Here is a 12,734-nt window from a genome sequence, read left to right as displayed (position 1 = left end):
CCTTTGATGAAAAATGCACAAATAATGATAGTCGAAGACGAAAATATAGTTGCTATGGCAATTAAAAGCAAACTTGAATCTTTAGGCTATTCCATTCCCTGTAAGGCCTCTTCTGCAGAGGATGCTATACGCAAAGCTGATCTTTTTTATCCTGATCTGGTGTTGATGGATATTTTGCTGAAAGGAGAAGGTGACGGGATTGAGGCAGGAGATTATATCAGGAAAAATTTTAACATTCCTGTAATATATCTGACTGCTTATACTGATGAAGATACCCTTGAAAGGGCGAAATTAACAGACCCTGCCGGTTATATCTCCAAACCTTTCAAAGTAGAAGACCTCCATACCAATATTGAGATTGCTCTGCACAAACATAACGCATCTGATGATTCCTGACATCAGGGAGTATTTTTATACATGGTGAAGGCTTTGATTTTCGATATGGATGGCATTCTCATTGACTCAATGCCCCACCATGTCAAAACAATTAATCGGGTATTCGGTGCTGTGGGAATACATCTTGATGAACAAACCATCTATGACATGGAAGGTTCCAGGACAGTTGACATTGTAACTCACATATTAAAACGCAAAAATATCGATCCTGCATCTCTGGACATTGAAGGCCTTCTTGCACAATATCAGGGGGAATTCAAAAGGACAGCCAAATTCAAACCTTTTGAAGAGATACGTGCGATTTTACCAGAACTAAAGAAAAGTTTCCTGCTGGCCATGGTTTCGGGTGCCGACAGATCAATTGTAAATCATATAGTGGATGATTTTTTCCCGGGCATCTTTGATGCGGTCATCAGCGGGGAGGATGTCAGCAAGGGCAAACCCGAACCGGAACCATTCTTAAAAGCTGCCCGTATGCTTGAAGTAAATCCTGCGGATTGTGTCGTGGTGGAGAATGCAAAAAAAGGTGTAGAAGCGGCCAAAAGAGCAGGGATGTATTGTGTGGCTGTCCCTACTTATGTGTCCCCGGATAAACTGGAGAGGGCGGATAGGGTATTTGATAACCACGGGGAACTGGTACGGTACCTTTTATCATTGAAATAAGTTCAGATAATATCTTCAATTAGGTTTCTTTTCCGGTATGCAAGTCCTTCAAAACGGGCAACAGTTTCTGCCCTTTCATCTGTGACAGTTACAGTGTAGGTTGCGATTTTGGGATTCAGGGATGTTTCGAAAGCTTCTGCTTTAAGGATGCCCTCTGTTGCAGCCTTTGGATAGCTTATGTTGGCATTGATGGCAACAGCCACTCGTCCATGGGAATTTGCTGCTGCGGCAAATGTGAAGTCTGCAAGGGTGAATATGGCACCTCCCTGTACTGTACCAAGGCCATTCTTGTGCTTGTCTTCTATTTTCATGGAAGCTTTTGCATAGCCTTTTGCAACTTCCAGCAACTCGATTCCGATATACCGGGCAAACAGGTCTTTTTTTAGCAATTCTTCTGCATCTTTCATATTTCATACTCCTCCTGTATTATAATTGTATCCAGACTTTCAGTATTCCCTCTTCGATGTTGTATTCCCTGACATTAGTCAATTCCATATCAGCAGGTAAATGTATGTAACCCAGACGCTTCTTTTTTGTAGCCTTTTTACCGCAGCAGACTTTTCTATCCATGATAGTATTCAGCTCGACTCCCTTGAGTTCAGCGTCATCGATCTTTTCAATCTGGTTTTTGTACCATTTTTCCAGGATGATCATGTTTTCTTCTCCTTGGATAAAACATGGAGATTACAATAGTTTCGTTCTTGCTGTTGTCAGCAATATAGACTATAAACTGAGGGATTGATAACTCAACCGGTGGCAATAAAATAAAAAAAAGTTGATGCGGACCCGGTGGGATTTGAACCCACGACCACCGGGTTAGAAGCCCGGTGCTATATCCTGGCTAAGCCACGGGCCCAGGATAGTGAAGCGACATGAAATAGGATTTGGTGCATAAAAGCCTTTTGTCAACTGTTGGATATGAATTTACAAATATTCATATATATTATGATTACATTTGTCCATCTTAATACTGATAAGTCATATTAAGAGGGCTGAAAATGAGTGAAGTTCTGGTTTATTATAACGGTGATTACGTCCCTAAATCCGAAGCAACCACTTCTGTCTATGACCATGGTTTCCTCTATGGTGACGGTGTCTTTGAAGGGATCAGGGCATACAATGGCAGGGTATTCAAGTTAAAAGAGCACATAGATCGTTTATTTGATTCTGCAAAGGCGATCGCAATGGAAATTCCTCTCAGCAGGGAAGAGATGAGTCAGGCAATCCTGGAAACCCTGAGGAAAAATAATCTCAGTGATGCATACATAAGACCCATCGTATCCCGTGGTGTAGGGGACCTTGGTCTTGACCCCCGCAAATGCAAAACTCCCAATATATTCATCATTACCCAGGAATGGGGGGCAATGTACGGAGATCTCTATGAGGTTGGTTTGAAAGCAGTCATGGTAGCAACCCGGCGCAATGCTCCCGATGCCCTCTCCCCTAATATCAAATCCCTGAACTACCTGAATAACATCCTGGCCAAGATCGAGGCCAATGCCAAGGGTGGTGACGAAGCGATATTCCTGGACAGCAACGGCTATATCTGTGAAGGTTCCGGGGATAATATCTTCATCATAAAGAATGGCAAAGTCTATACTCCTCCAACGATTTCCAATCTGAAGGGTATTACCCGTGCAACAGCGATTGAGTTACTTGTGGAAAGGGGTTATGAGGTACTTGAGGAAAATGTAGGGCTCTTTGATTTATTCACAGCAGATGAGGTTTTTGTAACCGGCACTGCTGCAGAAGCCGCCCCCATTACAAAAGTTGACGGAAGGCTTATCGGAGATGGAAAACCAGGGCCCATTACCGGGGAAATGGTAAAGGCTTTCGAGCAGATCACAGGTACTACCGGTACTCCGATCTACGAATAAGTGTTGAAGGTTGCACAAACGAAGATGCGCAAAATACTCAACGATCTAACATCGCTGGATGAGGCCAGGCAAATCCTGGACGCCTTGCCCGTAAATTGCGGAGTGGAGCATGTTTCACTTGAACATGCCGATGGTCGCATACTTGCAGAAAATATAGTATCTGCCATCAATGTTCCACCCTTTGCCAAGGCACTCAAGGATGGTTATGCTATCCGTGCCGAAGATGTACCTACGCCGGGCACATGTTTGTTACTGAAAGCCTATGTCCCTGCGGGCAGAGGGGATAGCCTATCCCTTGAAAAAGGGGAAGCTGTGGAAATTTCCACCGGGGCCCCGATTCCACAGGAAAGTGATTCTGTTGTTATGGTGGAAGATACCACTCTTGAAGAGGGGAAAGTGTGTATCCATAGTGAGGTGCGTCAGGGACAGCACATCCTTGATGCAGGCACTGATATTTCCAGAGAGGAAACTGTTCTTGAAGCAGGGCAAATGCTGTCTCCTGCAAAGATTGGTATCCTTGCGGCGCTGGGCATCAATAATACAATTGTGAAAAATCTGAAAGTGGGCATTATCTCTACAGGGAATGAATTGACCGAGCCTGGCGATCCTCTCGGCCCGGGAAGGATCTATGATGCCAATTCCTATACACTGTCAACCGCTATCAGACGTTTGTCGGCAACTCCTGTGGTCTATGGTATAGTTGGGGATGAACCTGAAAAAGCCCGTTCTCTCCTTTTGGAGGCAGTTTCTGAATGTGATATCGTATTGACAACCGGCAGCACATCGGCGGGTTCGGATGATTTCATGTACCGGTTAATGGAAGAAGAAGGGCAAATCCGGATGCATGGCTTAAAGTTCAAACCCGGCAAACCGGTAATTATTGCATCGGTCAGGAACATTCCCGTGATTGGATTGCCCGGTAATCCCACAGCATCCCTGATGGTATTCAATGAGATCGTGTCCTCGCTTGTAAGAAAGGGGCTGGGGATCTCTGCGCCTGCAAGACAACGGGTGAAAGCAACCCTTATGGATGACGTGTATTCTGATAACAGGCTGGAATACCATTGTGTGGAAGTAATTGATGGCTGTGCCTATTCGGTGGATAAAACCTCTGCTTCAATAACAACACTGGCAAAGGCCGATGGTTTCATTGTAATCGAACCGCAAATCACTTTTGTAAAAGCCGGGAATGAGGTTGAAGTCACTTTCTTTGAGAATTGATTTCGTTTCATTGGCTCTTTTAGAAACTTATTTATGTGCATATGTATCAATGCACCGTTATGCATGTCCGAACATATCGCAGGGCATAAGGTGGTTGAATGAAACGAAACAATCAGATAATACTTCTGGTAGCAACAATAGCAGTCTTAACTGTGGTCGGTGCATATCTGGCCAATTCCGCTGCATCATCTGCACAAGAAACTGACAGTGAGCAAATCACGGTATCTGCGGCTGCCAGTTTGACGGAAAGTTACCGTGAGATAGTAAAACAGTTCGAGGCTGATAATCCTGATATTGAGGTCAATCTCAACCTTGCAAGTTCAGGTTCCCTGAGAATGCAGATTGAGGGAGGAGCACCGATCGATGTTTTTGCTTCAGCATCCCAGAAACACATGGATATTCTGGATACGAAGGATATGATAGATGCTGATTCAAGACGGGATTTTGCCCGTAATAGTCTTGTTATGATAGTACCTGCAGGTACAAACCAGATCGAAACTCTTGAGGATCTGGATTCAGAGGAGATCACAAAGATCGCCCTGGGCAATCCTGAAACTGCACCTGTAGGACGTTATGCAAAACAGGGACTTGAAGAGGCAGGGCTCTGGCAGGCTATTGAAGGCAAGACAATATTTGCGGAAAATGTGAAACAGGTCCTTGTGTATGTGGAACGCGGGGAAGTGGATGCAGGATTTGTATATATGACGGATGCACAAACTTCTGAGAGCGACAATATAAGGATTGTAGGAGAGGTGCCGGTAGATGCCGATATAAGTTATCCGGTGGCAATCCTGGCAGATTCTGAGGCAAAGGAAGCATCCCGGAAATTCATTGATTTTGTAACAGGTTCTGAGGGTAAGCGTATTCTGGAAGAATATGGATTTAAGGTAGAGTGAGTTTTGTGCTTGAGCAGGCCATTTATCCCCTGTATATAACCCTGAAGATAGCCACCCTGTCAACGATACTGGTGGTACTGATAGGCCTGCTCATTTCCTACCTGCTGGCACGCCGTGATTTTACGGGCAAAAACCTTGTGGACATTCTGGTGACCCTGCCCCTTGTGTTACCTCCCACGGTAACCGGGTACTTGCTTGTCATATTGCTCGGGAAGAATGGTGTGCTGGGTCAGTATATTTTTGAAATTACGGGTTTTGGCATTCTTTTCACATGGCAGGCAGCCGTGATCGCTGCATTTGTGGTATCCCTGCCATTGATGGTTAAAACCACATCCGCTGCGATAGGAAGTGTGGATCGGGAGCTGGAATATGTGGCTTATACGCTGGGGCACAGTGAACTGGAAACTGCCCTTTTTGTGACCCTGCCCCTTGCGAAAAAAGGAATTATAGCAGGGCTGGTGTTGAGTTTTGCAAGGGCTGTGGGGGAATTCGGTGCGACCCTTATGGTTGCGGGTAACATTCCCGGAAAAACGAATACCATGTCGCTTTCTATTTACACTGCCTTCCAGTCAGGCAATGACAGTCTTGCCAATATTCTTGTTGTAATCCTTGTAATAATGTCCCTTGTTTCCATGGCTGCAACGGCAAAACTTGTTAACCGGTGGAAGGTGTGAGACATGACTGGTAATATTCAGGTTGATATAAAAAAAAGATATTCAGGGCAGAAGCAAGCCCCGGATTTTAATCTGGATGTTAATTTTACTGCTTCAAATGAACTGGTTGTTCTGTTTGGGCGTTCCGGTTCGGGGAAAACCACAACCCTGAGGTGTATCGCAGGGTTGGGGAAACCTGATAGGGGTTTTATTGACGTTAATGGCAAGGTCTATTTTGACAGCGGTTCAAAAAAGAACCTGTCTCCCCAGGACCGCAGGCCGGGCTATGTTTTCCAGAATTATGCCCTTTTTCCGCATATGAGTGTGGCCAAAAACATCACTTATGGGTTAAAAGGCAAATCGGATGCTGCAAAAGAACAAAGGTTACATGAGATGCTGGAACTTCTGCACATAACGGGTCTGCAGGACCAGTATCCTTCCCGGCTATCGGGAGGACAGAAACAGCGAGTTGCCCTGGCCCGTGCCCTGGCTCCCAATCCTGACATATTACTTCTGGATGAACCTTTTTCAGCACTCGATATGGTCGTCCGGATGCGCCTGAGGGAGAGGATACACAGTATCCAGGAGACACTGGATATCCCTGTGTTGTTCATCACTCACAATCCGGTTGAAGCCTTCACGCTGGCCGATAAAGTAGTGGTATTGCATGAGGGTTCGGTGCAGCAGGAGGGCAGGCCTGAGGACGTTTTCTATAATCCGTGTAACAGGCATGTGGCAGAAATTGTAGGTGTATCGAATATTTTTGATGCCGATTTTGCAGGCAAGTCTGAGAATGGTTTTGTCCTGGATACGGATTCGATCTCAATAACCACTACAACGAATGTTGATGCGGCTGGCAGTTATTCCTGGGGTGTGCGGCCGGAGAATGTGCATCTCCATCCGGCCCGGGAAGATATTTGTGGCTGCAATGTTTTTTCCACAAATGTGCGCAGTGTTGTCAACAGGGGGGCAAGCAGGGTTGTGGCTGTGGATATTCCAGATGGCAGATCTGTACTGCTGTCGGAAATGGATAACCGTACCTTCGGGAAACTGGATATCGGGCCGGGTTCAGAATGCCTGGTGGAAATCGATCCCCGGGATGTACTTGTGTTTGTACGAGAGGAGCCTGCCGATTAAATACAGCGGGTAAAATCAACAAAAAATTTATGGGATTGCGGAAACGGGAAAGTCTTTTTAACATTGAAGTGGTGGTAGGTGGCGATGAGCGTCGAGGACGATATTGCCAATATTGAAAAAGAGATTCGAGACACTCCTTATAACAAAGCAACATCTCATCATGTAGGTAAACTGAAGGCCAAGATTGCCCGGTTGCGTGAGGATCTCCAGAAGAAAGCTTCTGCCAAATCCGGCGGGGAAGGTTACGGAGTACGTAAATCTGGAAATGCTACGGTTACACTGGTAGGTTTTCCTTCAGTTGGTAAATCCACTCTCCTGAACCGGCTTACCGGGGCAAACTCTGAAATCGGTGCTTATGAATTCACAACCCTGGATGTTATTCCCGGTGTAATGGAACACAAAGGTGCAGCCATACAGATCCTGGATGTGCCGGGTCTTGTCAGGGGTGCGGCCAGCGGACGTGGCCGGGGTAAGGAAGTTATCGCAGTTGTGCGTAACAGTGACCTGGTAGTTTTCATGCTTGACGTTTTCCAGACAGAACACTTCGAGGTTCTCAAAAAGGAGCTTTATGATGCCGGTATTAGGCTGGGCCAGCAACCGCCTGATGTCGTGATCAAGAGGAAAGATCGCGGTGGAATCACTGTGAGCAGCACCCTCGACCTGGATCTTTCGGAGGATCTTATCAAGGCAATCCTGGATGATTATAAGATAAACAATGCCCATGTGCTTATCAGGGATGATATAGATGTGGACCAGCTGATCGATGTGATTATGGGCAACCGTGTCTACATTCCCGATGTGACTGTCATCAATAAGGTGGACCTGGCGGACGAAAACACCCTGCCTAAAGTGAGAGAAAAATTCCCGGATTCCCTGCTGATCTCTGCCAATAAGGGCACTCATCTGGAAGAGGTAAAGGACATGATCTTCAATTCCCTGGATTTCATACGGATATACCTCAAACCGCAGGGTGAGGCTGCGGATATGGAGGAGCCGCTTATTATCCGTAAAAGAAGCACGGTGGGAGATGTGTGTGATCACCTGCATCGCGATTTCCGGGATAAGTTCAGGTATGCCCAGGTATGGGGTGAATCGGCCAAACACCCGGGCCAGCGTGCAGGGCTGGAGCATGTGCTCGAGGATGAGGATATCCTGACCGTGATCATACAGACGTGAACTTATTTTTTCAGCCCATTGTTATCTGGATGGCAGTTGGGTATTTGCGCATGATCGAGTAGGCCATGCTTTTGCCGACCCAGACCTTGCCCTGACGCATGCGGTACATTTCTCCCAATTCCGAGAGTATTTGCAGGGCCCGGAGGGCATGTTTGTCATTGAGGAAACAGCTGTCTTCCACACGGAAATCAAAGAAAAAGAGGATGGGCAGTTTCAGCCTGTCATGCAATTCAGTGGGCAGCTTATCTCCCAGCATCCCGATTACATGTCTGTCGAATACGTACCTGTCCCCTGACCAGGTTCTGGAGTGTGGCACCTCTTCCTCAAGCAACCGGGCCAGTGTCATTCTCTGCGCCACTATTGTCCTGTTGATCTTGCCCATTTCCCCTTTCATCCAGCGGGCAAACACCGGGTTATCCGAATCAGGCAATCTTCCTGGCATGTATTCCCTCCCACACAATGATCTGCTGGCAACCGCCGGGCAGAATAGCCGCAAATTTAACCTTATATCAGGAAATAAGCACCCCCTCTTACATAAAAATTAAGTAGGATTATGCGATTATCACAGTGAACAGTAGCAGTCCCGTAGGGTAGTGGTCAATCCTTTCGGCCTTTGGAGCCGAAGACCCTGGTTCGAATCCGGGCGGGACTACCATTACTTTTTTGGATATCGTTTATTCACATCCGTTTTTCGTACAGGCCTTTACTGTTCCATTGTTGTCATCCCTATTCTTCCCGGTCCCCCCGATCTCCAGCACCTGCTCTGCCTTGCTTCCATAACGGTAAGCAGCAATTCCCTTGCACTTCAACCGGTAGGCCAGCATGTAGATCTCCCGGAAAGCTTCCACCGTGGCCTCATTGGGCAGGTTCACGGTCTTGGCAACAGCATTATCCACATGCTTCTGGAAAGCCGCCTGCATCCTCACATGCCACCGGGGTTGGATCTCCAGGGCGGTGGCAAAGACCTGTCTGGTCTCTTTGGGGACATTCGGGCTGTTCTGGAGAGATCCGGTTTCGGCGATTTCCTCCATCAACTGTTTGCTGTAGAATCCATGTCTCCTTGCCATCTCCTCAAAAACAGGATCAATCTCTGTCAGCCGGGTTCCCATTACATTGCGCTGGTAGGTGAGGGCAAACATCGGCTCAATTCCTGACGTAGTATTTGCAATTATGCTCAGGCTGCCTGTGGGGGCCACTGTATTCACCGTTGCATTGCGCATTGCAGGATAATCCTTTGCAAGAGCACTCCTGTGGAAATTCGGGAAACTGCCCCGATTCTCACCGAGTTCCACAGATTTTTGCACGGCTTCTGCCCGGATGAACTTCATCACTTCTTCCGCTGTCTCAATTCCTTCCTCACAATCATAAGGAATGCCCAGGCGTGCCAGCATGGCGGCAAATCCCATAACACCCAGGCCTATCTTTCGGTTTTGTTTTGTCCTCTGCTCGATTTCCGGGAGGGGGTATTTGTTGGCATCGATCACATTATCCAGGAAATGCACTCCTGTATGGACAGTTTTCTTCAATTTGTCCCAGTCGATAGCCCCTTCCTTAACCATCCGTGCCAGGTTGATCGAGCCGAGGTTGCAGGATTCATAGGGCAAAAGAGGCACCTCTCCGCAGGGGTTTGTACTCTCGATTGTGCCGATTGCACTCATGGGATGTCTGCGGTTGATCTCATCCAGGAAAAGCAGGCCGGGATCTCCGGTCTGGCAGGCGCAGGTCACTATCCGGTCAAACACATCCCGTGCCTTTAATCTCTTCTCAACTTTACCTGTTCGGGGATTTACAAGGGCATAATCCCTGTCCTGGCTGACAGCCTCCATAAATTCATCCGTCACGCCCACTGAGAGATTGAAATTGTGCAGCATTTCCTCCTTTTCCTTGGCCCCGATGAACTTGAAAATATCCGGATGGTCAACTCTCAGCACCCCCATATTGGCTCCCCTGCGCCTGCCGCCCTGCTTGATCACATCCGTTGCTTTATCAAAGATCGTCATAAAGGAAAGGGGCCCGGAAGCCACGCCTTCTGTGGAGCGCACAGGATCCCCCTCCGGTCGCAGGTCTGAAAAGGAAAATCCTGTGCCACCGCCGGATTGGTGGATGAGGCTCATATCCTGCAGGGACTTGAAGATACTTTTCAGGGAATCTTCCACAGGCAGCACAAAACACGCACTCAGTTGCCCCAGTTCGGTGCCCGCGTTCATGAGGGTTGGGGAATTGGGAAGAAATTCCAGATCTGCCATTACCTGATAAAAATTATCTTCAGTCCTTTCCACACTGTATCCGTAGCTGCTGTCAACTCTGGCAATAGCCTTTGCAACTCTGCGGAACAACTCGCCGGGCTCTTCTGCGATTTTGCCTTGTGCATCCCTTAAAAGGTAGCGCTTTTCCAGCAATGTTTTTCCATTGGCGGACAATTTGGATTCGATTGTGTTATCCTCTTTATCCATACAAAACCCCATTTTAAGATTGGGTTAAGATGCTTTATAATTACCTCGGCGTTTCAGGAGCAATCCTGGCATTCATCATTTTCCCTTCTCTGTATCAGGGAATAGGTGATCATTATTGCCAGGAGCAACGCAAAGAATGTTTTCACTTCTGCAGGCAGCAGGTCACTTGCACTTCCCGCAATGGTCGTTGCCTCTATTCCCAATCTAATGTATATGAGGTCGAGCAACATCCCAAATACCAGCGCAAAGAGGGCTATCATTGCAAGATAAATGGTAACAGCCTTTTTGCCCAAAAACTTCGTAACCATTGTAATGGTTGCAGCATTGGTAGCCGGCCCTGCAAGCAGGAACACAAAAGCGGTACCCGGGCTCATCCCTTTGGCGATAAGGGCGGCTGCCAGGGGTGTGGAAGCGGTGGCGCATATGTAAAGGGGGATCCCTACAAAAAGCATCAAGATCATGGAACCGATCCCGCCTCCAAGGTAGCCTCCCACAACTTCCTCCGGGACGATATAGGAAATCACTCCTGCTATCAGCAGCCCCACAATGAGCCACTTTGCAATATCTCCCAGCAGTTCCACGTAAGCATATTTTATGGCATCAATGGCTCGCTCTTTCAGGGATGCTTGCCCGCAATCATCACCGCAGCAATCACAACCCTGATTTGTTGCATCTTCCTTTTTTGAAAGCATAATGGGATTTGAGAGCGTATTTGTCCTGTCCTTTTCCATAATATTGCTTGTAATTCCTGCTCCTACCGCGGTTATGAAGGTAGCAACAGGCCTGAATACTGTCATAATGGGATCGAGCAGGGCATAGGTGATTGCGATTGAGTCAGCTCCGGTCTGGGGAGTCGAAATCAAAAAGGACAGGGTGGCACCATTATTTGCCCCTCTCTTTTTCAGGGACATTGCCGCAGGTATCACACCACAGGAACATAGGGGCAGGGGAATACCGGCAATCGAAGCTTTGAGGACCGAACTGAATTTCCCGGCCCCTTTGCCGAGATGCCCGATAATCTTCTCATTGGAAACCACAAGTTCCAGCAGCCCCGCAATCCCAAAGCCGAGGAAAAGATAGGGTGCAGCCTCTTCGAAAAGGTACCAGGTCTCATGTATTATTCCTGCCAGAACTTCCATAAAGCTCTGTGCAACGCTCATCGGTATTCCTCGATAATATGCTGTCTGCACATTTCTATCAACAGCCTGACATGTTCATCTGCAATGTAGTAGACCGCAAAACGTCCCTCTTTCCTGACCCTCACAAGGTCTAGCTGGCGTAGTACCCGCAGGTTATGGGATATTGCAGACTGTGAGGCTTCCAGTGCTTCACTGAGTTCACATACGCACATATCCCTGTCTTTGAGTAAGAACAGGATATTCAGACGTGCGGATGATTGCAGTGCCTGAAATATGGCAGACATGCGGGTAATCGTTTCAGGCGGGGGAATTGTGAGTTTTTCAATCTGGTTCTTATCCACGCGTTTGCAGGCTGAATTATCCATGAACATATGATCAATCCTTCATATATATGAATCTTTTTCTCTGCAGCATGGAAAAACGAACCTTAAAGTTCCTTCTCCATTACTTATCTAAATGATTCGGGTGAATAGAGTATAGTTGTTATATAGGTGGGTGAATATTGGAAATATATTGTCTAAAGGCAAAGAGGGTATTATAATGAAGGTTGTAGCATTCAATGGAAGTCCCAGGGAAGACGGGAACACCGCAAAGCTCGTCAAAAATGTATTTTCACAACTCGAAAAACAAGGAATTGAGACCGAACTGATTCAGCTGGGAGGCATCCCTGTAATGGGGTGTACTGCCTGCATGAAGTGTTTTGAGAACAAGGACCGCCGATGTGTCATATCCAGTGACCTGATCAATGAATGTATCGAAAAGATGATTGAGGCTGATGGCATAATTATTGCAAGCCCTACATACTTTGCTGATCTGACTACGGAAACAAAAGCCCTGATTGACAGGGCGGGTTTTGTCGGGAAAGCAAATGATGAACTTTTCAAACATAAGGTCGCAGCAGCGGTTGTGGCTGTCAGGAGAGCAGGCGCCCTTCATGTATTTGATTCCATCAACCATTTTTTCTTAATCTCCCAGATGGTTGTACCGGGTTCAAGTTACTGGAATATAGGTATGGGGCTTGCCCCCGGGGATGTAGAGTCTGATACAGAAGGAATGCAGACGATGCAAAACCTTGGGCAGAACATGGCCTGGATTATGAAAAAGATTAATGGTTGAGCAGCCA

The 12,734-nt window shown here is 47.1% G+C and carries 15 protein-coding genes and 2 tRNA genes; 10 read left to right on the top strand and 7 right to left on the bottom strand.

The genetic code is table 11. From position 1 onward, the window contains the following. Positions 1-6 precede the first annotated feature (6 nt). Positions 7-396, top strand: coding sequence for a response regulator (locus EFE42_RS05455; RefSeq protein WP_123136288.1), 390 nt, complete (start codon positions 7-9; stop codon positions 394-396). Positions 397-417: 21 nt separating this feature from the next. After that, a complete protein-coding gene (locus tag EFE42_RS05450; RefSeq protein WP_123136287.1) occupies positions 418-1,059 on the top strand; it encodes an HAD family phosphatase in 642 nt (213 codons plus the stop codon). A 2-nt stretch (positions 1,060-1,061) separates the two neighbouring features. Here EFE42_RS05450 and EFE42_RS05445 read toward each other — a convergent pair whose 3' ends face one another. From EFE42_RS05445 to EFE42_RS05435, 3 genes are all read right to left on the bottom strand, one after another. Next, complete coding sequence (locus EFE42_RS05445; RefSeq protein WP_123136286.1) at positions 1,062-1,466, bottom strand: PaaI family thioesterase; 405 nt, start codon at positions 1,464-1,466, stop codon at positions 1,062-1,064. A gap of 19 nt (positions 1,467-1,485) precedes the next feature. Beyond that, entirely contained in the window at positions 1,486-1,713 is a 228-nt protein-coding gene (locus tag EFE42_RS05440; protein ID WP_123136285.1) for a hypothetical protein, read from the bottom strand. A 127-nt stretch (positions 1,714-1,840) separates the two neighbouring features. Beyond that, positions 1,841-1,915, bottom strand: a tRNA-Arg gene (locus EFE42_RS05435). A gap of 142 nt (positions 1,916-2,057) precedes the next feature. Between EFE42_RS05435 and ilvE the strand changes: the two genes are divergently transcribed. The 6 genes from ilvE to EFE42_RS05405 all read left to right on the top strand — a co-directional run bounded on the left by ilvE (position 2,058) and on the right by EFE42_RS05405 (position 8,019). Continuing rightward, complete coding sequence (gene ilvE, locus EFE42_RS05430; RefSeq protein WP_123136284.1) at positions 2,058-2,936, top strand: branched-chain-amino-acid transaminase; 879 nt, start codon at positions 2,058-2,060, stop codon at positions 2,934-2,936. Positions 2,937-2,960: 24 nt separating this feature from the next. Beyond that, entirely contained in the window at positions 2,961-4,157 is a 1,197-nt protein-coding gene (gene glp / locus EFE42_RS05425) for a gephyrin-like molybdotransferase Glp (RefSeq protein ID WP_123136283.1), read from the top strand. Positions 4,158-4,255: 98 nt separating this feature from the next. Continuing rightward, a complete protein-coding gene (gene modA / locus EFE42_RS05420; RefSeq protein WP_123136282.1) occupies positions 4,256-5,053 on the top strand; it encodes a molybdate ABC transporter substrate-binding protein in 798 nt (265 codons plus the stop codon). A 5-nt stretch (positions 5,054-5,058) separates the two neighbouring features. Next, positions 5,059-5,727: a molybdate ABC transporter permease subunit gene (gene modB / locus EFE42_RS05415; RefSeq protein WP_199724090.1), complete on the top strand. Its 669-nt coding sequence runs from the start codon at positions 5,059-5,061 to the stop codon at positions 5,725-5,727. 3 nt (positions 5,728-5,730) lie between these two features. Further along, positions 5,731-6,843, top strand: coding sequence for an ABC transporter ATP-binding protein (locus EFE42_RS05410; protein ID WP_123136280.1), 1,113 nt, complete (start codon positions 5,731-5,733; stop codon positions 6,841-6,843). Positions 6,844-6,927: 84 nt separating this feature from the next. Continuing rightward, positions 6,928-8,019: a GTP-binding protein gene (locus EFE42_RS05405; RefSeq protein ID WP_123136279.1), complete on the top strand. Its 1,092-nt coding sequence runs from the start codon at positions 6,928-6,930 to the stop codon at positions 8,017-8,019. 10 nt (positions 8,020-8,029) lie between these two features. Here the strand turns inward: EFE42_RS05405 and EFE42_RS05400 are convergent, their stop codons facing one another. Further along, positions 8,030-8,461, bottom strand: coding sequence for a DUF61 family protein (locus EFE42_RS05400; protein WP_123136278.1), 432 nt, complete (start codon positions 8,459-8,461; stop codon positions 8,030-8,032). A 137-nt stretch (positions 8,462-8,598) separates the two neighbouring features. Between EFE42_RS05400 and EFE42_RS05395 the strand changes: the two genes are divergently transcribed. Next, positions 8,599-8,674: transfer RNA gene (locus EFE42_RS05395), tRNA-Gln, on the top strand. A gap of 19 nt (positions 8,675-8,693) precedes the next feature. Here EFE42_RS05395 and EFE42_RS05390 read toward each other — a convergent pair. Genes EFE42_RS05390 through EFE42_RS05380 form a run of 3 tightly spaced genes read right to left on the bottom strand, consistent with a single transcriptional unit; the run spans position 8,694 to position 11,976 of the window. Next, entirely contained in the window at positions 8,694-10,472 is a 1,779-nt protein-coding gene (locus EFE42_RS05390) for an adenosylcobalamin-dependent ribonucleoside-diphosphate reductase (protein WP_233564731.1), read from the bottom strand. A 53-nt stretch (positions 10,473-10,525) separates the two neighbouring features. Then, positions 10,526-11,632, bottom strand: a complete 1,107-nt coding sequence (locus EFE42_RS05385) for an SO_0444 family Cu/Zn efflux transporter (RefSeq protein ID WP_123136276.1) — start codon at positions 11,630-11,632, stop codon at positions 10,526-10,528. Next, the gene (locus EFE42_RS05380) at positions 11,629-11,976 is read right to left on the bottom strand and encodes a helix-turn-helix transcriptional regulator (protein ID WP_123136394.1); all 348 of its coding nucleotides are present in this window, start codon (positions 11,974-11,976) and stop codon (positions 11,629-11,631) included. Before EFE42_RS05380 ends, EFE42_RS05385 begins: the two co-directional genes overlap by 4 nt. Before the next feature lie 175 nt (positions 11,977-12,151). On the opposite strand from EFE42_RS05380, the gene EFE42_RS05375 reads away from it, so the two are divergent. Beyond that, on the top strand, positions 12,152-12,727 hold the full coding sequence (locus tag EFE42_RS05375; RefSeq protein ID WP_123136275.1) for a flavodoxin family protein: 576 nt from the start codon (positions 12,152-12,154) through the stop codon (positions 12,725-12,727). The last annotated feature ends 7 nt before the right edge of the window (positions 12,728-12,734 follow it).

This window comes from Methanohalophilus sp. RSK, from assembly GCF_003722075.1.
Lineage (GTDB): Archaea > Halobacteriota > Methanosarcinia > Methanosarcinales > Methanosarcinaceae > Methanohalophilus.
Note: the sequence above shows the minus strand (reverse complement) of the source record. Positions and strands in the feature narration are given on the sequence as shown.